Consider the following 26,167-nt stretch of genomic DNA (forward strand, 5'->3'; position numbering starts at 1 on the left):
AGCATCCTCGACTCCTCAGCCAGACGATGCCCCGTTCTACACCTTCCCGGTCCAACCAGTCTCCCGAAACTGTACACCTGCGCAGGAGCGCTGGCGTGGTCTCGCAGAAGTACAAGGCGTTGGTTTTGCGGCACGGTGGACCCCGGACCCCGTCCGGGGTGACGCAGTCGGCAAGGCGAGCTCGGATCGGGCGCGAAAGGGCGCCCCGCAGAAGCGCCGCACACACCCCCTCCCCGCCGCCGCCAAGCTCGGCTAGCGAGTCGCTCATGGCTTCCCGATTCGTCCAACGGTTCAGCGGTGCGTTCGGCATCGCCTGCGGCACCGCGGCGGGGGTGTTGCTGGTCGACGGGCGGCCCGACGGCGCCGGCATCGCGCTGGTCGGCGCGATCGCCGCCGCGCTCGCGGCGATGGGGCGCGGCGACCAGGGGATCGCGACGACGCGCACCGCCGGGCCGGACGCCAATCTGCTGCTCGGCGAAGTGCTCGACGTCATCGCCGAGCCGGTGCTGCTCGTCCGCGGCGGCGTCGTCACCTGCGCCAACACCACCGCCCGCGGGCTGCTCGGGCGGCATATCGTCGGCGAGGACGTGCGCGTCGCGATCCGCCATCCCGCCGCCGCCGACCGGCTGAGCTCGACCGCGCCGCTGCCCGGCCGCCCGGTCGAGCTGGTCGGGCTCGGCAGCCCCGACCAGCGCTGGGAGATGCGCACCGGCGAGACCGCGGACGGCGCGCGCATCGTCCATCTCGTCGACCAGTCGGGCAATTACGCCGCGGAGAAGATGCGCGTCGACTTCGTCGCCAACGCCAGCCACGAATTGCGCACTCCGCTCGCCTCGATCCTCGGCTTCATCGAGACGCTCAACGAGGAGGCGGGCGAGGATCCCGGCCTGCGCCGCCGCTTCCTCGACGTGATGTTTTCCGAGGCGCGGCGGATGCAGCGGCTGGTCGAGGATCTCATCTCGCTCAGCCGGATCGAGGCGGAGAAATACCGCATGCCCGACGAGCGCGTCTCGCTCAGCGAATTGCTCGAGGACGTCGCCGCGGAGATCGCCGCCGCGCATAGTCCGCGGGCGCAGGACGTCCATGTCACGATCGACGTCGACCTGCCCGAGGTGGTCGGCGACGAGGCGCAATTGTCGCAGCTGATCCACAATCTGATCGGCAATGCGATGAAATACGGCCGCGCCGGCACGCCGGTGACCGCGACGCTCGGCCGCGATCCATCGGGATTGCTGCGCCTCGCCGTCACCGACGAGGGCGAAGGGATCGCGCCGCAGCATATCCCGCGGCTCACCGAACGCTTCTACCGCGTCGATCCGGGTCGCAGTCGCAGCGTCGGCGGCACCGGGCTCGGCCTCGCCATCGTCAAGCATATCGTCGAGCGGCACCGCGGGCGGCTCGACATCGTCAGCAAGGTCGGCGTCGGCACCAGCGTCACCGTCATGTTGCCGCCGGCGGCGGCCGACGCGGGCGCTGTCATCAAAGGGTAACGAAACCGTCACACAGGCGGATGTAGCGGCACGGGGGCCGTTCGCGGGGAATCGATGCGCAGTTTCTTTCTTGGTCCGCTGCTTGCCGGGGCGCTCGTCCTCGGCGGCTGCCAGGATCAGGCGAACGGCGGCGGCGGCGGCGCCCGCGACCAGATCACCGCGGTCGGATCGTCGACCGTCTATCCCTTCACCACGCTCGTCGCCGAAACCTATGTCGCCAACCATCCCGACGCAAAGGCGCCGGTGATCGAATCGACTGGTACCGGCGCGGGCATGCGGCTGTTCTGCGCCGGCCTCGGCGCCGCGCATCCCGATATCGAGGACGCTTCGCGGCGGATGAAGCGCAGCGAATATGCCGCCTGCGCCGCGCATGGCGTCGGCGCGCTGATGGAGGTGCAGATCGGCATCGACGGCATCGCCTTCGCCGAGGCGAAGACCGGGCCGGGAATGCAGCTGACCCCCTCCGACCTGTATCGCGCGCTCGCCGCGACGCCGCTCGGCCAGCCCAATCGCGCCCGCGTCTGGCGCGACGTCAATCCGGCGCTGCCGGCGACGCCGATCCAGGTCTATGGCCCGCCCGCGACCAGCGGGACGCGCGACGCGCTCGCCGAACTGATCCTGACCCGCGGCTGCGAGGCGATCGATCCGCGCGCGCGCCGGCTCGCGCAGCGCGATCCCGCCGCGCACGCCGCTCTGTGCACGCGGGTACGCGAGGACGGCGCCTATGTCGACGCCGGCGAGAACGACAATCTGATCGTCCAGAAACTGTCCGCCAATCCGCAGGCGATCGGCGTGTTCGGCTACAGCTATCTCGAACAGAATGCCGGCACGGTGAACGGCGTCGCGATCAACGGCGTGTCGCCGAGCTATGCGACGATCGCCGCCGGCGCCTATCCGGGCTCGCGGCCGCTCTATCTCTACGTCAAGGTCGCGCACCTGCGTGCCATCCCCGGCCTGCGCGACTTCCTTGCCGCTTATGCCGCCGCCTGGGGACCGGACGGCCCGCTCGTCCGCCGCGGCCTGATCGCCGCCCCGCCCGCGGTACGCGCGCGCGCCGCCGCGGTGATCGCGCAGACGATCCCGCTCGATCCGGCGGAGCTGCCGCAGTGAGGGGCGCGGTGTTCTCGGGCTTTTTCGGATGGGAAGGGGCAGGCGTTGCGCTGTTCGGCCCTGGGCTGCCGCTTCCGCGGGAGCACCGGGGGGGGCGGAGCGATGCTGTCGCGAGCACCCGTATTCCCGCGCAGGCGGGAATCCAGGGCCAGGCAGGCCGGCGGATCGTGTGGCGATCGACCGCCTGCCTTAGCGTATTCCTTGGAAGGATCGTCGACCTTCCTCCCGTTACACCACCCCGGCGGAGGCCGGGGTCCAGCGGGGCGGAGCTTCTTGGAAGACAACGACGGTTGCCCAACTGGCCCCCGGCCTCCGCCGGGGCGGTGCTTTGGGTGAGTCCGCCATCGTGCGCAAGCGCGGGCATGGACGCGCTTGCGTCGGGGGCCGCGCGATGACCCCGCTCGCGCTCGCGATCATCGTCTTCGGGCTCGCGCTGATCGGCTGGCTGGCGGCGCGGATGCGCGCGGCGACGTTCCGGCCGCCGGGCCATGCGCGCTTCACCGCATTGCCCGTCCATTACGGCTATTTCGTCGCAATCTGCGCACTGGTGCCGCCGCTCGTCTTCCTCGCGGTGTGGAGCCTGACCGCACCGGCGCTGGTCACCGACACGGTGCTCGCCACCCCCGCCGCCGCCGCGCTGCCGCCGCCCGGCTTCGAGCGCGCGTCGATCCTGTCGGAGGCGCGCGCGCTCGGCGCCGGGCGCAGCCATGGCGCGTTCCACGATCTCGCCGGGCAGCTTGCCCCCGCTTATGCCGCGGCGCAGACCCGCTACGACTGGATCGCCACCGCGGTGGCGCTGCTGCTCGCCTTCGCCGGCGGCGGCCTCGCCTTCACCCGCGTCCGCCCCGATTTCGCCGCGCGCACGCAGGTCGAGCGCGTCGTCATGCTGCTGCTGCTCGCCGCGTCGCTGATCGCGATCCTCACCACCGTCGGCATCGTCGCCTCCCTGCTCTACGAATCGAGCCGCTTCTTCCGCATCGTGCCGATCGGCGATTTCCTGTTCGGCACGCACTGGAGCCCGCAGGTGATCGACCCGCGCGATCCGGGCGCGAGCCTCGGCGCGGTGCCGCTGTTCTGGGGCACCTTCTTCATCGGTGCGGTGATCGCGATGGCGGTGGCGATCCCGTTCGGGCTGATGAGCGCCATCTACCTGACCCAATATGCCCATGCCGCGACGCGCGCCTGGCTCAAGCCGGTGATCGAGATGCTCGCCGGCGTGCCGACCGTCGTCTACGGCTATTTCGCCGCGCTCACCGTCGCGCCGGCGGTGCGCGAGGTCGGCGTCGCGCTCGGCATCGCCAATGCCTCGTCGGAAAGCGCGCTCGCCGCGGGCGCGGTGATGGGGATCATGATCATCCCCTTCGTGTCGTCGATGGCCGATGATTCGATCGCCGCGGTGCCGGCCGCGATGCGCGACGGCAGCCTGGCGATGGGCGCGACCCCGTCGGAGACGATCCGCCGCGTCATCCTGCCCGCGGCGCTGCCGGGCGTCGTCGGCGGCATCCTGCTCGCGGTCAGCCGCGCGATCGGCGAGACGATGATCGTCGTGATGGCGGCGAGCGGTGTAGCGACGCTGACCGCCAATCCCTTCGCCAGCACCACCACCGTCACCAAGCAGATCGTCGACCTGCTCACCGGCGAGGCGGAGTTCGACAGCGCCAAGACGCTCGCCGCCTTCGCGCTGGGCCTGACGCTGTTCGTCATCACGCTGGCGCTCAACGTCGTCGCGCTCAGCGTCGTCAAACGCTATCGGGAGGCGTATGAATAACCCGCGCCAGCCCACCGACTGGACCGCGGCGGCGGTCGCCCGCCGGACGCGGCGGCGCTATGCCGCCGAGCGGCGCTTCCGCCTCGCCGGGCTCGCTGCCGTATGGCTGTCGGCCGCGTTCCTCGCCTGGCTGCTCGCCAGCATGGTGTGGCAGGGGACGAGCGGATTCCGCCAGACGCGCATCACGCTGCCGATCGATCTCGCCGCCGCACCGCTGCCGGTGACGCCCGCGCAGCTGCGCGGCCGCGGCGCCGATCTCGCGCTCGCCGGCGCGGGGCTCGACGCGCTGGTCGATCGCGCCGCGGTGCGGACGCTCGGGCCGGGCGGCGATGCGCTGATCTCGGATGGTGCGTGGCTGGTGGTGCGCGACGCGATCAAGCGCGATCCCGCCCTGCTCCACCGCCGCTTCACCATCGCCGTCCCTGCCGCCAGCGCGATCGACGTCGCCGCCAAGCACGACGGCACGCCGGCGGCGGAGGCGATGGTGGCAACGCTCGACGCACGCGGGCTGCTCGGCATCGGCTGGAGCGGCGGTTTCCTCACCGCCGCCGATTCGACCGATCCGACGCGGGTTGGCATCTGGGGGGCGCTCAAGGGATCGCTGCTGACGATGGCGGTGACGCTGGCGCTCGCCTTCCCGATCGGCGTGCTCGCCGCGCTCTATCTGGAGGAATATGCGCCGCGCAACCGCTGGACCGACCTGATCGAGGTGTCGATCAACAATCTCGCCGCGGTGCCGTCGATCATCTTCGGCCTGCTCGGCCTCGCTGTTTTCCTCGGCACCTTCCACCTGCCGCGCTCGGCGCCCCTGGTCGGCGGCCTGACCCTCGCGCTGATGACGATGCCGGTGATCGTCATCACCGGGCGCAACGCGATCAAGGCGGTGCCGCCGTCGATCCGCGACGCCGCGCTCGCGGTCGGCGCGTCGCCGGTGCAGGTGGTGTTCGATCACGTCCTGCCGCTGGCGCTGCCCGGCATCCTCACCGGCACGATCATCGGCATGGCGCGCGCGCTCGGCGAAACCGCGCCGCTGCTGATGATCGGCATGCGCGCCTTCATCGCCTCGCCGCCGGGCCGGCTGACCGATCCGGCGACGGTGCTGCCGGTGCAGATCTTCCTGTGGTCCGACGATATCGATCGTGGCTTCATCGAAAAGACCAGCGCCGCGATCATCGTGCTGCTCGTCGTGCTGCTGGCGATGAACGGCATCGCCATCTATCTCCGCAACCGGTTCGAGACCCGCTGGTGACCCCCAAGATTTCCGCCCGCGACGTCAGCGTCTTCTACGGCGCCAAACAGGCGATCGATCACGTCTCGATCGACGTCGACCGCGATACCGTGCTCGCCTTCATCGGCCCGTCGGGCTGCGGCAAGTCGACCTTCCTGCGCACGCTCAACCGGATGAACGACACCGTCGCCTCCGCCCGTGTCACCGGCGAGATCCTGCTCGACGGCGAGGACATCTATGCGAGCGGCATGGACGTGGTGCAGCTGCGCGCGCGCGTCGGCATGGTGTTCCAGAAGCCCAATCCCTTCCCCAAGTCGATCTACGAGAACGTCGCCTACGGCCCGCGCATCCACGGCCTCGCCACCGCGCGCGCCGATCTCGACGCGCTGGTCGAACAGTCGCTGCTGCGCGCCGGCCTGTGGGACGAGGTCAAGGACCGGCTGTCGGACAGCGGCACCGCACTGTCGGGCGGCCAGCAGCAGCGGCTGTGCATCGCCCGCGCGATCGCCGTCGACCCCGAGGTGATCCTGATGGACGAACCGTGCAGCGCGCTCGATCCGATCGCCACCGCACGGATCGAGGAGCTGATCCACGAGCTCAAGGGCCGCTACGCGATCGTCATCGTTACGCACAACATGCAGCAGGCGGCGCGCGTCTCGCAGAACACCGCCTTCTTCCATCTCGGCCGGCTGGTCGAATTCGGGGCGACCAGCGACATCTTCACCAATCCGCGGGAGGAGCGCACCCGCGATTACATCACCGGTCGCTACGGCTGAGGACACGGACATGCCATTGGACCATACCGTCAAGGCGTTCGACGCCGACATCGGCCAGCTGCGGGGCATGATCTCGCAGATGGGCGGTCTCGCCGAGGATGCGATTGCACAGGCGATGCAGGCGCTCGCCCGCCCCGATCCCGCGCTCGCCGCACGGGTGCGCGCCGACGACAAGGCGATCGACGCGATCGAGGCGGAGGTCGAACGGCTTGCGGTCCGCATCATCGCGCTGCGCGCACCGATGGCGGTCGACCTGCGCGAGGTCGTCGCCGCGCTCAAGATCGCCGCGGTGGTCGAACGGATCGGCGACTACGCCAAGAACATCGCCAAGCGCGTGCCGTTAATCGAAGGCGAGCATCGCATCGAGCCGATCTCGCTGCTGCCGTCGATGGCGCGGATGGCGAGCGACATGGTGCGCCACGCGCTCGACGCCTTCGCCGCACGCGATGCCGAGGCGGCGGTGCGCGTCGTGCAGAGCGACGCCGCGCTGGACGATTTCTACGACAGCATCTTCCGCACCCTCGTCACCTACATGGTCGAGAATCCGCGCACGATCAGCCAGGTCGCCCACCTGCTGTTCGTCGCCAAGAACCTGGAGAGGATCGGCGACCACGCGACCAACGTCGCCGAAATGGTCTATTTCGCTGCAACCGGCACCCAGATGGCCGACCGCGACCGCGGCGGCCCGGACAAGGACTGAACCCAGATGGCCCGCGCTTCCATGTTGCTGGTCGAGGACGATGCCGCCCTCGCCGAACTCCTGATCTATCATTTCAAGCGCGAGGATTTCGACGTCGCGCACACCGCCGACGGTGAGGAGGCCTTGCTGCTCGCCAAGGAGAAGGCGCCCGATATCGTGCTGCTCGACTGGATGGTCGAGGGCCTCTCGGGGATCGAGGTCTGCCGCCGCCTGCGCCGGATGACCGAGACGCAGAACGTGCCGATCATCATGCTCACCGCGCGCGGCGAGGAGGAGGACCGGATCCGCGGGCTGGAAACCGGCGCGGACGATTACGTCACCAAGCCCTTTTCCCCGCGCGAGCTCGTCGCCCGCGTCAGCGCGGTGCTGCGCCGCGTCCGCCCGGCGCTCGCCGGCGAGGCACTGACCTATGACGACATCGAGATGGATACGGTCGGCCACAAGGTGCGCCGTTCGGGTGAGGTGGTGCCGCTCGGGCCGACCGAATTCCGGCTGCTCAAGCATTTCCTCGAACATCCCGGCTGGGTGTTCAGCCGCGAACGGCTGCTCGACGCGGTCTGGGGCCATGACAGCGACATCGAGAGCCGCACCGTCGACGTCCATATCCGCCGGCTGCGCAAGGCGATCAACATCGGCAACCGCCCCGACCTGATCCGCACCGTCCGCTCGGCGGGCTATTCGCTCGATTCAGGAGCCTAAGGCAAAGGCCTCCCGCCGCGTCCGCTCCGGAGCCCGGGTTCGGAGCGGATGCGACGTCATGACGGCTCGGGCACGCGACCGATCCGCCGACCGGATAGAATCGCCCGCGAAACGATGGAGAAAAGGCCGCATTGGGACGTTCAGCGCAGGCGTTGACAGATAGTGACGCATGAGATTCGAAGAGGAGATCTTGCGATGAAGTTCATCCTGCTGGCCGCCACGGCGTTGCTCGCCGCCCCGGTCATGGCGCAAACGACGCCCGCGCCGACCGACGGCCAGACCATGCCCGCCGATCCGGCCACCGCGCCCGCCGACCCCGCCGCCGCCCCGGCGCCGGCCGATCCCGCCGCAGCGCCGGCACCGACCCCGCAGGCGAGCATGCCCGCCCCCGCCACCACCGGCGGATCGACCCCGGCGGGCGGCTATGCCCCGAGCGGCTCGGCGATCAGCGGCGGCACGCCGGGCGCCGGCGTCACCCCGGTGTTCCGCCCCGCGCCGACCCCCGATCAGGCCTTCCCGGCCCCGGCGCCGCTCGCCAAATATCCGATCTGCAAGAAGGGTCAGTACGACCAGTGCATGCAGCGCGGCGGCAAGTAAGCCACGGCAGCCGGATCGACCGTTTGCCATCTGAAACCTGATCTTTAGGACAAGGCGCTCCAACCTTCGTGCGGGAGCGCCTTTTCCATGTCTTCGATCCGCTTCGACGGCCGCGTCGCCATCGTCACCGGTGCCGGCGGCGGCCTCGGCCGTCATTATGCGCTCGACCTGGCCGCGCGCGGCGCGAAGGTCGTGGTCAACGACCTCGGCGGCGCGCGTGACGGCACCGGCCAGTCGGATGCGGCGCTGGCTGTGGTCGAGGAGATCCGCGCCGCGGGCGGCGAGGCGATCGCCAATGGCGGCGACGTCGCCGATTACGAGCAGATGGCGGCGATGGTCGCCGAGGCCAAGGCGCGGTGGGGCGGCGTCCATATCCTCATCAACAATGCCGGCGTGCTGCGCGACAAGACCTTCGCCAAGATGACGCCGGAGGATTTCGCCTTCGTCGTCCGCGTCCACCTGCTCGGCACCGCGCTCACCACCAAGGCGTGCTGGGATACGTTCCGCGAGCAGAATTACGGCCGGGTGCTGATGACCAGTTCGTCGAGCGGCCTGTTCGGCAATTTCGGTCAGGCGAATTACGGCGCGGCCAAGCTCGGCATCGCCGGACTGACCCGGACGCTCGCCATCGAGGGCGCGCGTCACGATATCCGCGTCAACACGATCGCGCCGACCGCGGGCACGCGGATGACCGAGGATCTGTTCCCGGAGGCCGCCTTCGCCGCCTTCGCTCCCGAAAAGGTCGCGCCCGGCGCGCTTTATCTGGTCAGCGAGGACGCGCCGACCAACGTCATCCTCGGCGCCGGCGCCGGCGCGTTCCAGGCCGCCTATATCACGCTGACGCCGGGCATGCTGCTCAGCGGCGACGATCTCAGCCCCGAGGGCGTCGCCGCGCATTGGGACGCGATCGTCGACCGCAGCGGCGAGATCGTCCCCCGATCCGGCGCCGAACAGGCGATGTCGATCGCCGCGCTGCTGCCATCCTGAGGTGTATTGAATCTGCAATACACGTCCGCTACCCTCGCGCGGATAACGGGGGAACGGCATGTACAGCGAAAGCGATATCGACGGCGCGGTCGGGGCAGGCGCGATCACCCCGCAGGCAGCCGCGGCGCTGCGCGACTATGTCGCCGCGCGTCAGGCCAGCCCGGCGGTGGACGAAGAGCATTTCCGGCTGCTGACCGGCTTCAACGACATCTTCGTCACCATCGCCTTGGTGCTGCTGCTCGTCGCGCTCGGCCAGATCGGCCAGACGGTCGCGGCGTTCGGCGGCGGCGTCCTGCTCGCCGCCGCGTCCTGGGGGCTGGCCGAATATTTCACCCGGCAGCGGCGGATGGCCTTACCGAGCATCCTGCTGCTCGGCAGCTTCGTCGGTGGAATCGGCTGGACGATCCTTGGCCTGCTCAGCGCCGTGCTGCCGAACCTGACCGATCGCGCCGGGGCGCTAGGCATGGCGGCGGCGAGCCTGGCGATGGCGGCGGCAGCCTGGCTGCACTGGCGGCGCTTCATGGTGCCGATCACCGTCGCGGCGGGGGCGGCGGCGCTGGTCGGCACCGCGATCGCACTGCTTCTCGCCGCCGTCCCCGGTATCGATCGGGCACGCTGGCCGCTGCTGCTGATCGGCGGGCTGATCGTCTTCGCGGTCGCGATGCGCTGGGACATGAGCGATACCGAACGCAAGACCCGCCGCTCCGACGTCGCCTTCTGGCTGCATCTCACCGCCGCGCCGATGATCGCGCATTCGGTGTTCCAGCTGCTCGGCGTGTTCCGCGGCGACATCGGCGTCGGCATGGCGGTGGTCGTGCTGGCGCTCTACATCGGCTTTGCGGTGATCGCGCTGGCGGTCGACCGGCGCGCCCTGCTCGTGTCGGGTCTCGCCTATGTGCTGGCGGCGCTCTACGCGCTGTTCCGGACCGCCGGCGCGATCGAGCTCAGCGCGGCGCTCACCGCCTTCGTGATCGGCTCGGCGCTGCTCAGCCTCTCCGCCTTCTGGCAGACGATGCGCCGCGCGGTCGTCACCCGCCTGCCGGACGGGACACGCCGCCGCCTGCCGCCGGTCGCGTGACCGGCGTCGCGCCGTCCCGGCTATTCGACCAGCTTCATCAGCCGCCGCTCGACCGGCGCGAGCACCGGACCCAGTTCGTGGCCACGCTTGAGCACATTGCCCTGCTCGCCGATCAACGCCCACATCCCCTGCCGCTGGCGCAAGGCGGGGCGCTTCTCGATGCGGAATTCGGGACGTTCGGCGGCGCGGCGGAAGGCGGCGAAGACCGCGGCGTCCTTGCCCAGCTCCATCGCATAATCCTTCCAATGCCCCGCCGCGACCATCCGTCCGTAGAGGTCGAGGATGCGTGACAATTCGATGCGATCGAAGCCGACCTGCGACGGTTTGCCGGCATGCGGGAACGGGGTGACGATACCCATCAGGCGCGATCACGCTCCGCTTCGGGCACGGATTCGCCGAGCAGTGCATCGAGCCGCTTGCGCATCGCCTCCAGCTCGCACCGCATCATCTCCATCTTCTGCGTCGCCGGGTCGAACACTTCGCTGCACGGCGTGCCGTACGGGACGAAGCGCGGCGGCTGCGCGGCGCCGCCGTCGACCATCGTCGCCCGCGCCGGGATGCCGACCATCACCGCGCCCTCGGGCACGTCGCGCGTCACCACCGCATTGGCGCCGACCCGCGCGCGCTCGCCGACCAGGATCGGCCCGAGCACCTGCGCGCCGGACCCGATGATGACGCCGTCCGACAGCGTCGGATGCCGCTTGCCCGCGACACCATTGTCGGGGCTCGTCCCGCCGAGTGTGACGCATTGGTAGATGGTGACGTCGTCGCCGATGTGCGCGGTCTCGCCGATGACGACGAAGCCGTGGTCGATGAAGAAGTTACGCCCGATCGTCGCGCCGGGATGGATGTCGATCGCGGTCCAGGCGCGGGCGATATGGTTGACCAGCCGCGCGAAGAAGAACAGCCGTTGCCGGTACAGCGCATGCGCGATCCGGTGCAGCCCGAGCGCCCAGACGCCAGGGTAAAGCAGGATTTCGGCACGCGAATGGGGGGCGGGATCGCGCGCCTTGATCGAATCCAGATAGGCGGCCAAGCGTCGCAACATGCGCCAACGTCTCCTTGCAGACGCGTTGATGTAATCGGTCCATCGCCGAATTGCCATAAGCGCACGCAGCGCTTTGGGGGGCGACAAAGCCTAGCTTTCTTGTAGGCAATCGCCTCCGCGTGCAGGACAGCATATTGTCCCGCCGTCCCGTCCCCCGATCCACCGGAAAGATGTTTGCCGATGCTCGATTATGTCAGCACCCTCGACTGGTCGCAGATCCTGCCGTTCGTCGCGATCGGCTTTGCGGCGCAGGTCGTCGACGGGGCGCTCGGCATGGCGTTCGGCGTGATCAATTCGACCCTGCTCGTCACGGTGATGGGCGTGCCGCCCGCGGTCGCCTCCGCCAGCGTCCATGCGGTCGAGACCTTCACCACCGCCGCGTCGGGGATCAGCCACGTCGCGCATCGCAACGTCGACTGGAAGCTGTTCCGCAAGCTCGTCATCCCCGGCGTGATCGGCGCGATCCTCGGCGCGACTTTGCTCAGCACGATCGACGCCTCCGTCGCCAAGCCGTTCGTCATGGCCTATCTCGCCTGTATCGGCCTCTATCTGCTGTTCCGCGCGATCCGGGGCCGGATCGAGCCGCGCAAGCCCCGCGTCATCGCGCCGCTCGGCCTGGTCGGCGGCTTCCTCGACGCGGCGGGCGGCGGCGGCTGGGGGCCGGTCGTCACCTCCAACCTGCTGATCCAGGGCGCGACGCCGCGGCATACGATCGGCACCGTCAATACCGCCGAATTCTTCCTCACCGCGACCGCCTCGGTCACCTTCTTCATCGCGCTCGGCTGGTCGGCGTTCACGCTGCATACGCTCGGCATCCTGATCGGCGGCCTCGTCGCTGCGCCGATCGGCGGCGTCCTCGCCAAGCGCGTGCCGACCCGCGGGCTGATGGCGCTGGTCGGCGTGCTGCTGACCTTGACCAGCGCCTGGTCGATTTACGCCGCAGTTGCGAAGGGATGACGGCGCAGGTGCAGCACCATTAGAACGCGCAAAAAGCACGGCTTTCCGCCACTGATCGTCCAGTTCGATCAGCACGAGCGAACAGATTGATTTTGCACTGCGGCAAGCCGCCCTATATCCGGTTCACGTCATTCACACCGGAGACCCGACATGGCCCTTATCGGCAGCAAACTGAAGCCGTTCACCACCCAGGCCTATAAGGAAGGCAAGTTCGTCAGCGTCAGCGACGCCGACGTGCTCGGCAAGTGGGCGGTCTTCTTCTTCTATCCGGCCGACTTCACCTTCGTCTGCCCGACCGAGCTCGAAGACCTCGCCGACGTCTATCCGACGTTGCAGAAGATGGGCGTCGAAGTGTTCAGCGTTTCGACCGACACGCACTTCAGCCACAAGGCTTGGCATGACAGCTCGCCGGCGATCGGCAAGATCAACTATTACATGCTGGGCGATCAGAACCACACGATCAGCAACAATTTCGAGATCCTGCGCGAAGGCCAGGGTCTGGCCGACCGCGGCACCTTCGTGATCGATCCCGAGGGCGTGATCCAGCTGATTGAGGTCACGTCGGAAGGCGTCGGCCGCAACGCCGCCGAGCTGCTCCGCAAGATCAAGGCCGCGCAGTACATCGCCGCGCATCCGGGCGAGGTCTGCCCGGCGAAGTGGGAAGAGGGTGAAGAGACGCTCGCCCCCAGCCTCGACCTCGTCGGCAAGATCTAAACCTATCCCTGCCTCTCCCCGTGGCAGGTGATCGCGGCCCGGGGTGGTTCCCTCCGCCCTGGGCCGCTTGTTTCTGAAGACCCATTGTTTCGGAGTCCCCCATGCTCGACGCCAATCTGACGCAGCAGCTGAAGGCCTATCTGGTCAACATCCGCGAGCCCATCGAACTGGTCGCCAGCCTGGGCGACGACGCCAAGTCGCGGCAGATGCGCGAGCTGATCGACGAGATCGCCGCGCTCTCCGACCAGATCACCACCGCCGAGGGCGACGATGCGCGCCGCCCGAGCTTCCTGATCCGCCGCACCGGCACCGATATCGGCGTGCGCTTCGCGGGCCTGCCAATGGGGCATGAGTTCACCTCGCTGGTGCTCGCGCTGCTCCAGGTCGGCGGTCATCCGTCCAAGGCGGCGCCCGCGCTACTCGATCAGGTGCGCGCGCTCGACGGCGACTATCACTTCGAGACCTATTTCTCGCTGTCCTGCGCCAATTGCCCTGACGTGGTGCAGGCGCTCAACCTGATGGCGGTGCTCAACCCGCGCGTCACGCATACCGCGATCGACGGCGCGCTGTTCCAGGACGAGGTCGCCACCCGCAAGGTGATGGCGGTGCCCACCGTCTTCCTCAACGGCGAGGTCTTCGGTCAGGGCCGCATGGAGCTCGAGCAGATCGTCGCCAAGCTCGACACCGGCGCCTCGGCGCGCGCCGCCGAGACGATCGCCGCCAAGGAGCCGTTCGACGTGCTTGTCGTCGGTGGCGGCCCGGCCGGCGCGGCGGCGGCGATCTACACCGCGCGCAAGGGCATCCGCACCGGCATCCTCGCCGAACGGTTCGGCGGGCAGGTCGCCGACACGATGGCGATCGAGAATCTCGTCTCGGTACCGCATACCGAAGGTCCCAAGCTGGTCGCCGACCTCGAACGCCACGTCCGCGAATATGATGTCGACATCATCAACCTGCAGCGCGCGAGCAAGCTCGTCCCCGCCTCGGCCGGCGGACTGCACGAGCTGACGCTCGACAATGGCGCCTCGCTCAAGGCGCGCACGATCATCCTGTCGACCGGCGCGCGCTGGCGGCAGATGAACGTGCCGGGCGAGGATGCGTATAAGAATAAGGGCGTCGCTTATTGCCCGCATTGCGACGGACCGCTGTTCAAGGGCAAGCGGGTCGCGGTGATCGGCGGCGGCAATTCCGGCGTCGAGGCGGCGATCGACCTCGCCGGGATCGTCGCGCACGTCACGCTGATCGAATATGACAGCCTGCTCCGCGCCGATGCCGTGCTCCAGCGCAAGCTCGCCAGCCTGCCCAACGTCACCGTCATCACCTCGGCGCTGACCACCGAAGTACATGGCGACGGCGACAAGGTCACCGCGCTCTCCTATCGCGACCGCACCCACGGCACGATGCACCGCGTCGAGCTCGCCGGCATCTTCGTGCAGATCGGGCTGGTGCCCAACACCGAGTGGCTCGCCGGCACGGTGGCGCTCAGCCCGCGCGGCGAGATCGAGATCGACGATCGCGGCCACACCTCGCAGCCCGGCATCTTCGCCGCCGGCGACGCGACGACGGTGCCGTTCAAGCAGATCGTCATCGCGATGGGCGCCGGCTCGACCGCAGCGCTCGCCGCCTTCGACCACCTCATCCGCCTGCCCGCGGAGGAGACGCACGACTGGGAAGAAGCGGCGGAATAGCCGTTAAAGTTAGTTCCCCAGCGCGGGGAGGTAGCCGGGATGCGGTGACGAAGGGGCTTCCGCAACTGCAACCTTTGCAGAAGCCCCCCATTCGCTTCGCGAACGATCCCTTCCCCGCACCGGGCAGGATAAGGGGTAGCGCCCTCCGCCCCGCCCGCCTATCTCGCGGGCCATGGCGGCGACCTACCTTCCCACGCTCAAGCAGCTGCAATATCTCGTCGCGCTCAAGGATGCGGGCCATTTCGGCCGTGCGGCCGATGCCTGTTTCGTCACCCAGTCGACGCTGTCGGCGGGTCTGCGCGAACTCGAGACGCTGATCGGCGTGACCCTGGTCGAGCGCACCCGCCGCGTCGTCCGCTTCACGCCGCTCGGCGACCGGATCGCCGACAAGGCGCGGCGGGTGCTGCGCGAGGCGGAGGAATTGGGGGACATCGCCCGCGCCGCCGGACGGCCGCTGTCGGGCGAGATGCGGATGAGCGTGATCCCGACGATCGCACCGTTCATGCTGCCGCATATCCTGCCGCGGCTGCGGCGCGACTATCCCGACCTCAAGCTGTTCCTACGCGAGGAGCCTTCGGGCGCGGCCTGCGAGGGGCTGCACAACGGCCGTACCGATTGCGTGCTGCTCGCCCTGCCCTTCGCCTGCGGCGACGTCGCGTCGGAGCCGCTGTTCGACGATCGCCTGTTCGTCGCCTACCAGCCGCAGGACATGCCGAGCGACCCGCCGTCGATTCCCGCCGCGCTGATCGACGAGACGCGGCTGCTGCTGCTCGAAGACGGGCATTGCCTCAAGGATCACGCGCTGTCGGCCTGCAACCGGCCGGAGCTGCGCGCCGAGGCGACGATGCTCGGCACCTCGCTGCATACGATCGTGCAGATGGTCGACAACGGCCTCGGCATGACGATGCTGCCGGAGATGGCGCTCAAGGCCGGCATCCTCGACCATACCAATATCGTCGCGCGACCGCTCGATGCCGACAATGCGGTGCGGCGCATCGCGCTGGTGTGGCGGCGGGCGAGCCCGCGCGAGAAGGACTTTCAGCTGCTCGCCGCGGCGCTCGCCGAGGCGCGGTGACGCAACCGCGACGCGGCTCGGGCGTAGAGGCCTGCGCATGAACCGTTTTTCGTACGCCCGGCCGCTTGCCGTCGTCGCCCTCGCGCTGCTTGCCGGCTGCGTGCCCCCCGCCACCGCGCCGGTCGCCGCGCCGCCGCCGCCCGCCGCCGCCGCCGCGCCGGTCGCGGTCGATCCGTCGCGGATCGAATCGGAGGCGACGATCGCCGCCTCGATCGCGGCGACGCCGGGGCTCGGCACGCTCGCCAGCGAACTGCGCACCGCCGAACTCGACGCCTTACTCTCCGGCACCGGCCCCTATACGCTGTTCGCACCGACCGACACCGCCTTCACCCGCCTTGCGCCGGGGATCGCCGGCGATCTGCTCGCCCCCGCCAACCGCGCCGCGCTGGTGACACTGCTGCGCTATCATATCGTCGCCGGCACGCTGACCACCGAACAGCTGACGCAGCGGATCCGCGCCGGTGGCGGTCGCGCGACGCTGGTGACGCTCGGCGGCCAGCCGATCACCGCGACGCTGACCGGCGACGTGATCACGCTGACCAGCGCCACCGGCAATCGCAGCTATGTCGAGGCCGCCGATATCGCGCAGGTGAATGGCGTGATCCACGTCGTCAACGGCGTGCTGGTGCCGACGCTGCCGCAATAAGCGTGCCCTCGGCCGGTCAGGGCCGGAGCGGCGATCCGGACCATCGCCGCGCGACCCGCGCCTGCCACAGCATCAGCAGCGGCACCGCGCCCAATTCCATCGCGAAACCGAACAGATGCCCCGACGACGGCACGCCGACCGCGACGAGCGACACCACCCGCGCCAGTCCGCCCGCGACGATCAGCGCGCCGAGCAATCGGAACCGCGCGCCGCGCGCCTCAATCTGCGGCACGCAGCTCGCGAAGGCGACGCCGACCGCGAAGAAGATGCCCGAGACATAGCGGAAATGGCTGTCGAGATCGGTCGGGATCACCGGCGGATGGCCTAGGAACCCCGGCCCGTGCAGCACGCTCTGCCCGCCGACGATCAGCGGCACGAGGCAGGCGATCGCCACCACCCCCTGCAGGGCGCGCCGCTCGATCGCGGGGCTCACGACAGGATCTCCTTGCGCACGTGGATGGCGCGCAGCGACACGCGCACCTCCCACATGAAGGCGGTGAGGCAGCAGATCAGCAACGACACCGCGACGATGAACACCAGAGCGATCCACGTCCCGATGTGGAATTTCGCGATATTGGCGATGAACAGCAAGGCGATGACGAGGCAGGCCATCACCGCGCTCGACACCGCGAGGAACAGCGCCGCGTTGATGATCGACATGCGCTCGTCGAGCAGCTTGAGCTCCCAGATGTAGCGCGTGCGGTCGGCGGGCACATCGATCTCCACCACGCGCTCTTCGAGGATCCGCGCGCGATCGATCACCCGCGCCAGCCGGCCGGCGAGAACGTTGAGGATCTGGCCGATCGCCGCGAGCATGAACACCGGCGCGAGCGACAATTGGATCGTCTGGGCGATCGTCGAAACCTGGAACAGCACGGGCATGATGCTATCATAAGCTGCATCCGCGATCGGGGAAGGGCTGGTGCACCGCATGGTAAGACGCCGCAGCCTATGCGTGGCGACGTGATGCCCCCCGCCCCCATCGCCACGCTCGTCGACGGGCTGCCCGCCGCGATCGATACGGTCGCCGCAGCGGCGGCACCGACACATCGCTTTCTGCGGCGCGGCTGGTATCGCGCGGCGATCGCCGCTTATGGCGGTACGGCGCGGACGATGCTCGTCACCGCGGGCGGAATACCGGTCGCCGCGCTGCCGATCGTCCCGCTCGGCCCACGGCCTGCGCGCCTTGCCACGATACCGGGAAGCTATTGGCCGTTCCGAAGCTTCCCGCTCGTCGCCGATTCGGACGATGCCGTGCTCGACGCGTTGCTCGTGATACTGGCGCAGACCGTCCGCGCTTTGCGCATCGGCCCGGTGTATGACGGCGACGCCGCCGCCGCGCGGCTGATCGCACTGGCCCGCGCGCGTGGCTGGAGCGTGCTCGACCGGTTCGTCGCCGACAGCTGGCTGCTCGACATGGCGGCAGCGCAGGCCCAGGGCTGGCCACGCAATTCGACGCTGCGCAAGAACCGCTTCCACGAAAAGCATCTCGCCGAACACGGTACGCTCGCCTGGCGCTTCCTCGATGGCGCCGACTGGCCGGCGGGGTTCGACCTGCTCGCGGACGTCGAACAGGCGAGCTGGATCGCCGCGCGCACCGACGGGTCGGACGCCAAGTTCACCGCGACCGGCCATGGCGCCTTCTGGCGCGCCGCCGCCGCCGACCCGGCGCTCGCGGCGATGTTCCGCGCGGCACTGCTGACGATCGACGGCAGGCCGGTGGCTTTCTCCTTCGACCTCGACGCCGGCGCCCTGCGATATGCCATCGCGAACAGCTATGACCCGGCCTATGCGAGACATTCGCCCGGCAAGCTGCTCTCCTACCGCAATCTGGTCGCAGCGCTCGGCCGCGGCGTGACGCGCGTCGACTGGGGCGCCGGAGACAGCGGTTATAAGCGGGTGATCGGTGCCGAGCAGGGACCGGCGATCCGCGACTGGCTGCTGCTCCGCCCGGGCGCGGCGCGATGGGTCCGGCCGCTGCTCGCGCTGGCGTGGCGGCGATCGGCGCGCGACTGATCCCTTTCGCGCCGCTGCGCGTTGCACAGCCATGTACGTCTTCCTCGACTTCGAAGCCTCCTCCCTCGCCAAGCGCAGCTATCCGATCGAGGTCGCCTGGGTGTTCGAGGACGGGCGCGAGGAAAGCCACCTGATCCGCCCCGCGGCGCAATGGACCGACTGGGACGATGCCGCCGAGGCGATCCACCATATCCCGCGCGCGACGCTGGCGGCAGACGGCGTCGCGCATGACGTCGTCGCGCGGCGGATGGTCGAGACGCTCACCGGGCATGACCTTTTCGCGAGCGCGCCGTCGTGGGACGGCAAATGGCTGAGCGCGCTGCTCCGCGCCGCCAAGCTGCCGCGCCACGCCCTGCGGTTGCGCGACACCGAGGAGGCGCAGCGGGCGACCGCCACCGCTTTGCTGCGCGACATCGTGCCGGTGGATATGCTCGGCCGGACCGTCGCGGATGTCGTCGCGCTCGCCGAGGTGCGCGACCGCGACGTGCCCGCGCATCGCGCGCTCGCCGACGCACGCGACGAATGGCGGCGCTGGTGCCTCGTCCGTGACGCGGCGCAGGCGCGCGCGTGACGCCCCTCCCCCGCCCGGCCGCGCTCTGCTAGGCGGCGGCATGGCCGAGATCATCAACCTCCGCACCGCGCGCAAGGCCGCCGCCCGCGCCGCTGCCGACCGCACCGCCGCCGCCAACCGCGCCAGGTTCGGCCGCACCAAGTCCGAGCGCGCTGCCGATGATGCCGATCGGGCGCGCGTCGACCGGATCGTCGACGGGGCGAAGCTCGAGGATTGATAGAATTCACGCGGAGGCGCGGAGGTAGCTAGGCGCCGCGAGCGCAGCTCTTCCTGTCTGCCGGTGAGGCGAAACCGACGCGAGCCTCCAAACAGTCTCCGCGCCTCCGCGCCTCCGCGCGAACCCTTACCGGTCTGATGAACCGGTCGACGGCCGCCGCACCCGCCATGCCATCAATGCAACCAGCGCCGCGAGCCCGAACCAGGTCAGCGCATAAACGAGATGGCTGTTGCGGAAGGTCACCACCGTCAGCCCGCCGCGTGGAAAACCCACGTGCGGCTCGCGCGCGTCGATGAAATAGGGCGCCACCGTCCCCAGCCGCCGCGTCGCGGCGATCGCCGTGACATCACGCGAATACCAGCGATCCGCAGCCGGATCATTGTGCCGCAGGAAGCCGCCACCCGGCTCGCTGAGCCGCAGCAGGCCCACCACCGTCTGCGGGGCGGCGGGCACGGCGATCCGGCCGCGTCGCTCCGCCGGCACGAAGCCGCGGTTGATCAGGACGGTGAAGCCGCGCGTCTCGAAGGGGGTGAGCAGCCAGAAACCGCCGCCGAGTTCGGTCACCGCCTGCACATAGGTGTCGGCGCCGGCGCGATAACGGCCGGTGACCCGCACGGGCCGGTAGACGTCGTCGCTGCCGACCGCTGGCCAGGCCGCCGGCCCCGGCGCTGCGACCGGCGGCTGGCGGAGCTGGCGTTCGGTATGCGCGATCAGCGCGAGCTTCCACGTCCGCCGCTCGAGCTGCCAGATGCCGAGGCCGATCAGCAGCGCGATCGCGACCAGCGTCAGGCCGGTCGCCAGCGCGGAACGGGACGCCCGCCCGCTCACATCGCGCTCGCGTCTCCGCCCATGTTCGGCATCATGTTGAGGTTCATGTGGTACATCACCCACATCGACCCGGCGAGACAGATGGTGAGGACGATGATCGTGAAGATCAGCGCCATCAGCGTCCAGCCCTGTTCCGACTTGGCGTTCATGTGCAGGAAGTAGATCATGTGGACGACGATCTGCACCAGCGCGAACACCATGATGATGCCGGCGGTGATGCGCGGATCGGCGATCACGCCGCTCATCACCAGCCCGAACGGGATGGCGGTGAGGATCACCGACAGCACGAAGCCGATCAGATAATCTTTGCGGCTGCCATGCGCGCCTTCCGACGAATGGCCGTGGCCATGCGCATTGTCGTGGGGGTCATGACCGTGCGCGCCCGGCGCATGGCCATGATCGTGATGCGTGTCCGCGCTCATCGCAGCACTCCCAGCAAATAGACGAAGGTGAAGACGCCGATCCAGATCACATCGAGGAAGTGCCAGAACAGCGACAGGCATTGCAGGCGACGCTGGTTGGCGGCGATCAGCCCCTTGCGGCCGACCTGGACCATCAGCGTCACCAGCCAGATGATGCCGAAGGTGACGTGCAGCCCGTGCGTGCCGACGAGGGTGAAGAAGGACGACAGGAAGGCGCTGCGCTGCGGCCCCGCGCCTTCGTGGATCAGCGTCGAGAATTCGTACAGCTCGATGCTGAGGAAGGCGAGGCCGAACAGGCCGGTGATCGCCAGCCAGCCCTGCACGGCGCGCACCTTGCCGTCGTTCATCGCCAGCATCGCAAAGCCGTAGGTGATCGACGACAGCAGCAGCATCGACGTGTTGAGCGCGACCAGCGGCAGCTCGAAAATCTCGTGCGGCTGCGGTCCGCCGGCATAGCTGCCGCCGTAGACGCCATAAGCGGCGAACAGCATCGCGAAGATCAGACAGTCGCTCATCAGGTACAGCCAGAAGCCCAGCATCGTGCTGCCGCCGGCGTCGTGATGATGTTCGTCGGTCTCGTAAAAGACCGGGGCCTGGGTGCCCGGTGGAATGGTTGCTTCGCTCATGATCCTCAGGCCCCCGCGACCGCAGCGTGTCCGGTCAGCTGCCGGGTATGTTCGTCCTCCGCCGTGGTGACCTCGGCGGCGGTGATGTAGAAATCGCGGTCATAGTTGAAGGTGTGGCCGACCGCGACCGCCAGCAATCCGACGAACGCCAGCGCGGCGAGCCACCAGATGTACCAGATCATCGCCAGCCCGATCACCGTCGACAGACCGGCGAGGATGACGCCGGCGCCGGTGTTGCGCGGCATATGGATGTCGCGGAAGCCGTTGACCGGCCGCGCGGCATTGTTCGACTTCATGTCATACCAGGCGTCGAGATCGTGGACGACCGGGGTGAAGGCGAAATTATAGGCCGGCGGCGGCGACGAGGTCGCCCATTCCAGCGTGCGCGCATTCCACGGATCGCCCGTCCAGTCGCGCAGCGCCTCGCGGTTGCGGAAGCTGACGTAGAACTGGATCAGGAAGGCGGCGATGCCGACCGCGATCATCGCGGCCCCGATCGCGGCGATGATGAACCAGATCTGCAGCGACGGATCGTCGAAGTGGCGCAGGCGCCGCGTCACGCCCATCAGGCCGAGCACGTAGAGCGGCATGAACGCGACGTAGAAGCCGATCACCCAGAACCAGAAGCTGATCGTCCCCCACTTCTTGTCGAGCTTGAAGCCGAACGCCTTCGGGAACCAGTAGTTGATCCCCGCGAACATGCCGAACAGCACGCCGCCGATGATCACGTTGTGGAAATGCGCGATCAGGAACAGCGAATTGTGCAGCACGAAGTCGGCGGGCGGCACCGCGAGCAGCACGCCGGTCATGCCGCCGATCACGAAGGTGATCATGAATGCGATCGTCCACATCATCGGCAGTTCGAAGCGGATCCGCCCCTTGTACATGGTGAACAGCCAGTTGAAGATCTTCGCGCCCGTCGGGATCGAGATGATCATCGTGGTGATGCCGAAGAACGAATTGACGCTCGCCCCCGACCCCATGGTGAAGAAGTGGTGCAGCCAGACGAGGTAGGCGAGGATGGTGATGACCAGGATCGCGTAGACCATCGAGGTATAGCCGAAGATCCGCTTGCTGCAGAAGGTCGAGGTGACCTCGCTGAACACGCCGAACGCGGGCAGGATCAGGATGTACACTTCCGGGTGACCCCAAATCCAGATCATGTTGACGTACATCATGGGGTTGCCGCCCATGGTGTTGGTGAAGAAGTGCGTGCCGACGTACCGGTCGAGGCTGAGCATCGCCAGCACCGCGGTCAGCACCGGGAAGGCGGCGACGATCAGCACGTTGGTGGCAAGCGCGGTCCAGGTGAAGACCGGCATCTTCATCAGGCTCATGCCCGGTGCGCGCATCTTGATGATCGTCGCGAGCAGGTTGACGCCGGACAGCAGCGTACCGACGCCGGCGATTTGCAACGACCATATGTAATAGTCGACGCCGACGTCGGGCGAATAGTCGAGCCCCGACAGCGGCGCCATCGCCAGCCAGCCGGTCCGCGCGAACTCGCCGACGAACAGGCTCGCCATCACGATCACCGCGCCCGCGGTGGTCATCCAGAAGCTGAAGTTGTTGAGGAACGGGAAGCTGACGTCGCGCGCGCCGATCTGCAGCGGCACGACATAGTTCATCAACCCGGTGACGAACGGCATCGCCACGAAGAAGATCATGATGACGCCGTGCGCGGTGAACACCTGGTCGTAATGGTGCGCGGGCAGGAAGCCTTCGTTCGGGCCGAACGCCATCGCCTGTTGCGCACGCATCATGATCGCATCGGAAAAGCCACGCAGCAGCATGACGATGCCGAGGATCATATACATGATCCCGATCTTCTTATGGTCGACCGAGGTGAACCATTCCTTCCACAGATAGCCCCAGACCTTGAAATAGGTCAGCGCGGCAAGCATCGCGGCGCCGCCCATCGCGACCACCGCGAAGGTGCCGATCAGGATCGGTTCGTGGATCGGGAAACTGTCGAGCGTCAGGCGCCCGAATATCGTCTTGAGCAAGGCATCGGACATCATCTGGGTCCTACGAACGGTCAGCGGCGGTGAGGCCGGTGATGGTGGCGGGCAGCGGATCGGCGGCGGTCATCGAACGATTGTCGGCGTTGCCGGGTTTGCTGCTGCCGGGCGCGGGAGCGCGCGGGGCGTTGCGGTGCGGGCTGCTGCCCTTTTCCTCGGGCTCCTTCTGCAAGGCGCCCTTCGACTCGCTGCCACGCATGTGGCCGCTGTCGTTGACGGTCATGCCGTGGCCGCTGTCACGATGCGGATCCATCGCACCGTCCTTCATCATCGTCGCCTGCATGCAGGTCTCACCCGGCTTGGTGCACATGCCGACGATGCGGTCGAACAATTGCGGCTGGACCGCGGCGTAACGGATCGCCGGCACCTTCTCGCTCGGCTTCTCGAGCTGGGCATAGGTCGGCATGTCGAGCCGCTGCTGCGCCGATCGCGCCTCCGACGCCCATTTGGCGAAGGCCGCATCGTCGACGCTGTCGACGGTGAAGTGCATGTAGGAGAAGCCGGCGCCGCTGTAATTGGCGGACTGGCCCTCGAACCGGCCCGGCTTGTTGAGCACGGCGTGCAGCCGCGTCTCCATACCCGGCATCGAATAGATCATGCCGGCCATCGCGGGCACGTAGAAGGTGTTCATCACCGACGACGAGGTGATGCGGAACTGCACCTGCCGGTTGGTCGGCAGCACCAGTTCGTTGACCGTCGCGACGCCCTGTTCGGGGTAGATGAACAGCCACTTCCAGTCGAGCGAGACGACCTGGATCTCGAGCGGCTTCTCGTTCTTCGCCACCCGCTGCCCCGGTGCGATCCGGCCGAGCGGGCGGTAGGGGTCGAGCGCATGCGTGCTGATCCAGGTCATCGCGCCCAAGGCGATGACGATCATCAGCGGCGCCGACCAGATGATCAGCTCGAGCCCGGTCGAATGGTCCCAGTCGGGCTGGTATTCGGCGTCCTCGTTGGTGTGGCGGAACTTCCACGCGAACAGCAGGGTCAGCACGATCACCGGCACGATGATGAGCAGCATCAGCCCGGTCGACCACAGGATCAGATTGGCCTGCTGGCGGGCGACGTCGCCCGACGGGTTCATCACCACCCAGTCGCAGCCGCCGAGCAGGGCGGGCGCAGCGAGGACGGCGGTGGTGCGCAGGGCGCGCATCACCCGCGGTGCGGCGGTGCGCGGGGCGCACGCGAGAAGAGACGGGGTTCGCATCACCATCGCCGGTACTCCTGCGTGCTGCACCGCAAAATAGGACATTTTGTCCTATCCCGCCCGCGCGCCGGCTGCGCTACACAAGGACGCTGGCGTTGCGTCCGTTTGCGGGCAAGGCGCGTTGATGACGGCTGGCCCTCGGGCTGTGAGACGACAGGATCGTGATACATGTCAGTGGCTTCTGCCCATTCCGGGGCGCTCGAACGCGATGCCCGTGCAATCAACACCAATGGCGACCATGAGGTCCGTCCCGGTGAGATCGCGATCGGCGTGGTCATCGGCCGGACGTCGGAATTCTTCGACTTCTTCTGCTATGCGATCGCCTCGGTCATCGTCTTCCCGGCTTTGGTCTTCCCCTATGTCGACCGGCTGACCGGCACGCTCTATTCGTTCGCGCTCTTCCCGCTCGCGTTCATCGCGCGGCCGATCGGCACGCAGATCTTCATGTGGGTCGACCGCGAGCACGGCCGCGGCACCAAGCTGACCATCGCCTTGTTCCTGCTCGGCACCTCGACCGTGTCGCTCGCCTTCCTGCCCGGCTATGCCGAGGTCGGCATCTGGTCGGCGATCCTGCTCGCCGCCTTCCGCATCGGCCAGGGTCTCGCGCTCGGCGGCGCCTGGGACGGCCTCGCCTCGCTGCTCGCGCTCAACGCGCCGCCGGAGAAGCGCGGCTGGTATGCGATGGTGCCGCAGCTCGGCGCGCCGCTCGGCCTGATCGTGGCGAGCGCGCTGTTCGCCTTCCTCCTCGCCAATATGGAGGGCATCGACTTCCTGTCATGGGGCTGGCGTTACCCGTTCTTCGTCGCCTTCGCGCTCAACGTCGTCGCGCTGTTCGCGCGGCTGCGCATCGTCGTCACGCCCGAATACAGCCGGCTGTTCGAATCGCGCGAGCTGACGCCGTCGCGCGTCACCGCGACGGTCAAGGCGCAGTGGCGCAACATCGTCATCGGCGCCTTCGCCCCGCTCGCCAGCTTCGCGCTGTTCCACATGGTGACGGTATTCCCGCTGTCGTGGGTCGCATTGTTCACGCGCGAGGATATCGCGCGCTTCCTCGGCATCGAGATCATCGGCGCCTTCTTCGGCCTTGGCGCGGTGGTGATCTCGGGCCTGCTCGCCGATCGCATCGGCCGCCGCTCGGTGCTCGGCTATACCGCCGCCGCGATCGCGGCGTTCAGCGGCTTCGCGCCGCAGCTACTCGCCGGTGGCGATGCGGGCGAGCTCGCCTTCATGATCGGCGGCTTCGTGCTGCTCGGCCTGTCGTTCGGCCAGTCGTCGGGCGCGGTGACCAACAATTTCCCCAAGCGCGCCCGCTACACCGGCGCGGCGCTGACCTCGGACCTCGCCTGGCTGTTCGGCGCCGGCTTCGCGCCGCTCGCCGCGCTGGTGCTGGCGAGCCAGTTCGGTCTGCTCGCGGCGGGCGGCTATCTGCTGTCGGGTGCGTTCGCGACGCTGGTCGCGCTGGGGCTCAACAAGGAATTGGCCCGCCGGCTCGACTGATTGGCGACAGGGCGGCCGGCGCGTGCCGCCGCCCCGGATCGCCGGCGACGCGGATTGCGTATCGCGATCCGGCTCCGATCTGTTGCAATGCCGCAGGTCAGTCAGTGTCTGTGCGGCGGACCGATGGCTCGCCATAAGCCGAACCCTATGACGGGTCGCTCCACTCGGCGGCAGCACCAGTGTTCCCGCGCGAGCCGAACCTCA

28 protein-coding genes are annotated in these 26,167 nt (G+C 68.5%); 19 read left to right on the forward strand and 9 right to left on the reverse strand.

What is annotated here, in order from left to right; genetic code table 11:
* Positions 1-266 precede the first annotated feature (266 nt).
* The 10 genes from V8201_RS14155 (at position 267) to V8201_RS14200 (ending at position 10,433) form a co-directional block, all read left to right on the forward strand.
* Positions 267-1,490: an ATP-binding protein gene (locus V8201_RS14155; protein WP_037534708.1), complete on the forward strand. Its 1,224-nt coding sequence runs from the start codon at positions 267-269 to the stop codon at positions 1,488-1,490.
* A 54-nt stretch (positions 1,491-1,544) separates the two neighbouring features.
* Entirely contained in the window at positions 1,545-2,600 is a 1,056-nt protein-coding gene (locus V8201_RS14160) for a substrate-binding domain-containing protein (protein WP_336545690.1), read from the forward strand.
* 391 nt (positions 2,601-2,991) lie between these two features.
* On the forward strand, positions 2,992-4,368 hold the full coding sequence (pstC, locus tag V8201_RS14165) for a phosphate ABC transporter permease subunit PstC (protein ID WP_336545691.1): 1,377 nt from the start codon (positions 2,992-2,994) through the stop codon (positions 4,366-4,368).
* A complete protein-coding gene (pstA, locus tag V8201_RS14170; protein WP_336545692.1) occupies positions 4,361-5,617 on the forward strand; it encodes a phosphate ABC transporter permease PstA in 1,257 nt (418 codons plus the stop codon). The genes pstC and pstA overlap by 8 nt, the downstream gene beginning before the upstream one ends.
* Positions 5,611-6,372, forward strand: a complete 762-nt coding sequence (gene pstB / locus V8201_RS14175; protein WP_443026779.1) for a phosphate ABC transporter ATP-binding protein PstB — start codon at positions 5,611-5,613, stop codon at positions 6,370-6,372. The genes pstA and pstB overlap by 7 nt, the downstream gene beginning before the upstream one ends.
* 10 nt (positions 6,373-6,382) lie before the next feature.
* A complete protein-coding gene (gene phoU / locus V8201_RS14180; protein ID WP_037534717.1) occupies positions 6,383-7,072 on the forward strand; it encodes a phosphate signaling complex protein PhoU in 690 nt (229 codons plus the stop codon).
* Positions 7,073-7,078: 6 nt separating this feature from the next.
* A complete protein-coding gene (gene phoB, locus V8201_RS14185; RefSeq protein WP_037534719.1) occupies positions 7,079-7,771 on the forward strand; it encodes a phosphate regulon transcriptional regulator PhoB in 693 nt (230 codons plus the stop codon).
* A 195-nt stretch (positions 7,772-7,966) separates the two neighbouring features.
* Positions 7,967-8,368 carry a hypothetical protein gene (locus V8201_RS14190; protein WP_271300203.1) on the forward strand — a complete coding sequence of 134 codons (402 nt, stop codon included), beginning with the start codon at positions 7,967-7,969 and terminating at the stop codon, positions 8,366-8,368.
* 87 nt (positions 8,369-8,455) lie between these two features.
* Positions 8,456-9,355: an SDR family NAD(P)-dependent oxidoreductase gene (locus V8201_RS14195; protein ID WP_336545693.1), complete on the forward strand. Its 900-nt coding sequence runs from the start codon at positions 8,456-8,458 to the stop codon at positions 9,353-9,355.
* Between the two features lie 58 nt (positions 9,356-9,413).
* A complete protein-coding gene (locus V8201_RS14200; protein WP_271300201.1) occupies positions 9,414-10,433 on the forward strand; it encodes a hypothetical protein in 1,020 nt (339 codons plus the stop codon).
* 20 nt (positions 10,434-10,453) lie between these two features.
* Here the strand turns inward: V8201_RS14200 and V8201_RS14205 are convergent, their stop codons facing one another.
* On the reverse strand, positions 10,454-10,792 hold the full coding sequence (locus V8201_RS14205) for a DUF2794 domain-containing protein (RefSeq protein WP_037534951.1): 339 nt from the start codon (positions 10,790-10,792) through the stop codon (positions 10,454-10,456).
* Entirely contained in the window at positions 10,792-11,481 is a 690-nt protein-coding gene (gene epsC / locus V8201_RS14210; RefSeq protein ID WP_336545694.1) for a serine O-acetyltransferase EpsC, read from the reverse strand. Before epsC ends, V8201_RS14205 begins: the two co-directional genes overlap by 1 nt.
* A 180-nt stretch (positions 11,482-11,661) precedes the next feature.
* Between epsC and V8201_RS14215 the strand changes: the two genes are divergently transcribed.
* The 5 genes from V8201_RS14215 (at position 11,662) to V8201_RS14235 (ending at position 16,561) form a co-directional block, all read left to right on the forward strand.
* Positions 11,662-12,438 (forward strand): sulfite exporter TauE/SafE family protein, encoded by a 777-nt coding sequence (locus tag V8201_RS14215; protein WP_271300200.1) that lies wholly within the window; start codon positions 11,662-11,664, stop codon positions 12,436-12,438.
* Positions 12,439-12,588: 150 nt separating this feature from the next.
* Positions 12,589-13,152 carry an alkyl hydroperoxide reductase subunit C gene (gene ahpC, locus V8201_RS14220; protein WP_037534948.1) on the forward strand — a complete coding sequence of 188 codons (564 nt, stop codon included), beginning with the start codon at positions 12,589-12,591 and terminating at the stop codon, positions 13,150-13,152.
* A 101-nt stretch (positions 13,153-13,253) separates the two neighbouring features.
* Entirely contained in the window at positions 13,254-14,840 is a 1,587-nt protein-coding gene (ahpF, locus tag V8201_RS14225) for an alkyl hydroperoxide reductase subunit F (protein WP_271300199.1), read from the forward strand.
* 172 nt (positions 14,841-15,012) lie between these two features.
* Positions 15,013-15,915, forward strand: a complete 903-nt coding sequence (locus V8201_RS14230; RefSeq protein WP_037534946.1) for a hydrogen peroxide-inducible genes activator — start codon at positions 15,013-15,015, stop codon at positions 15,913-15,915.
* A gap of 37 nt (positions 15,916-15,952) precedes the next feature.
* Positions 15,953-16,561: a fasciclin domain-containing protein gene (locus V8201_RS14235; protein WP_336545695.1), complete on the forward strand. Its 609-nt coding sequence runs from the start codon at positions 15,953-15,955 to the stop codon at positions 16,559-16,561.
* Positions 16,562-16,577: 16 nt separating this feature from the next.
* Here the strand turns inward: V8201_RS14235 and V8201_RS14240 are convergent, their stop codons facing one another.
* Together V8201_RS14240 and V8201_RS14245 are read right to left on the reverse strand one after the other, a co-directional pair.
* Complete coding sequence (locus V8201_RS14240) at positions 16,578-16,994, reverse strand: DUF4345 domain-containing protein (RefSeq protein WP_037534944.1); 417 nt, start codon at positions 16,992-16,994, stop codon at positions 16,578-16,580.
* Positions 16,991-17,443 carry a DUF2721 domain-containing protein gene (locus V8201_RS14245; RefSeq protein WP_037534943.1) on the reverse strand — a complete coding sequence of 151 codons (453 nt, stop codon included), beginning with the start codon at positions 17,441-17,443 and terminating at the stop codon, positions 16,991-16,993. Before V8201_RS14245 ends, V8201_RS14240 begins: the two co-directional genes overlap by 4 nt.
* An 84-nt stretch (positions 17,444-17,527) precedes the next feature.
* On the opposite strand from V8201_RS14245, the gene V8201_RS14250 reads away from it, so the two are divergent.
* From V8201_RS14250 to V8201_RS14260, 3 genes are read left to right on the forward strand one after another with little or no spacing between them, the layout of a single operon-like run.
* Positions 17,528-18,577: a GNAT family N-acetyltransferase gene (locus V8201_RS14250; protein ID WP_336545696.1), complete on the forward strand. Its 1,050-nt coding sequence runs from the start codon at positions 17,528-17,530 to the stop codon at positions 18,575-18,577.
* Between the two features lie 31 nt (positions 18,578-18,608).
* On the forward strand, positions 18,609-19,148 hold the full coding sequence (locus V8201_RS14255; RefSeq protein WP_336545697.1) for a 3'-5' exonuclease: 540 nt from the start codon (positions 18,609-18,611) through the stop codon (positions 19,146-19,148).
* A gap of 40 nt (positions 19,149-19,188) precedes the next feature.
* On the forward strand, positions 19,189-19,365 hold the full coding sequence (locus tag V8201_RS14260; RefSeq protein ID WP_336545698.1) for a DUF4169 family protein: 177 nt from the start codon (positions 19,189-19,191) through the stop codon (positions 19,363-19,365).
* A gap of 126 nt (positions 19,366-19,491) precedes the next feature.
* Here V8201_RS14260 and V8201_RS14265 read toward each other — a convergent pair whose 3' ends face one another.
* From V8201_RS14265 to cyoA, 5 genes are read right to left on the reverse strand one after another with little or no spacing between them, the layout of a single operon-like run.
* Complete coding sequence (locus V8201_RS14265) at positions 19,492-20,193, reverse strand: SURF1 family protein (protein ID WP_336545699.1); 702 nt, start codon at positions 20,191-20,193, stop codon at positions 19,492-19,494.
* Positions 20,190-20,615, reverse strand: coding sequence for a cytochrome o ubiquinol oxidase subunit IV (gene cyoD, locus V8201_RS14270; RefSeq protein ID WP_037534939.1), 426 nt, complete (start codon positions 20,613-20,615; stop codon positions 20,190-20,192). Before cyoD ends, V8201_RS14265 begins: the two co-directional genes overlap by 4 nt.
* Positions 20,612-21,241 carry a cytochrome o ubiquinol oxidase subunit III gene (gene cyoC / locus V8201_RS14275; RefSeq protein WP_336545700.1) on the reverse strand — a complete coding sequence of 210 codons (630 nt, stop codon included), beginning with the start codon at positions 21,239-21,241 and terminating at the stop codon, positions 20,612-20,614. The genes cyoD and cyoC overlap by 4 nt, the downstream gene beginning before the upstream one ends.
* 5 nt (positions 21,242-21,246) lie before the next feature.
* Positions 21,247-23,262 (reverse strand): cytochrome o ubiquinol oxidase subunit I, encoded by a 2,016-nt coding sequence (gene cyoB / locus V8201_RS14280; protein ID WP_037534937.1) that lies wholly within the window; start codon positions 23,260-23,262, stop codon positions 21,247-21,249.
* A 7-nt stretch (positions 23,263-23,269) separates the two neighbouring features.
* Positions 23,270-24,412 (reverse strand): ubiquinol oxidase subunit II, encoded by a 1,143-nt coding sequence (gene cyoA, locus V8201_RS14285; RefSeq protein WP_271300833.1) that lies wholly within the window; start codon positions 24,410-24,412, stop codon positions 23,270-23,272.
* Between the two features lie 222 nt (positions 24,413-24,634).
* Between cyoA and V8201_RS14290 the strand changes: the two genes are divergently transcribed.
* The gene (locus tag V8201_RS14290) at positions 24,635-25,963 is read left to right on the forward strand and encodes an MFS transporter (protein ID WP_037534936.1); all 1,329 of its coding nucleotides are present in this window, start codon (positions 24,635-24,637) and stop codon (positions 25,961-25,963) included.
* Positions 25,964-26,167 lie beyond the last annotated feature (204 nt).

Origin of the sequence: Sphingomonas kyungheensis (genome assembly GCF_037120395.1) — a bacterium.
In the GTDB taxonomy this organism is placed as follows: domain Bacteria; phylum Pseudomonadota; class Alphaproteobacteria; order Sphingomonadales; family Sphingomonadaceae; genus Sphingomonas; species Sphingomonas kyungheensis.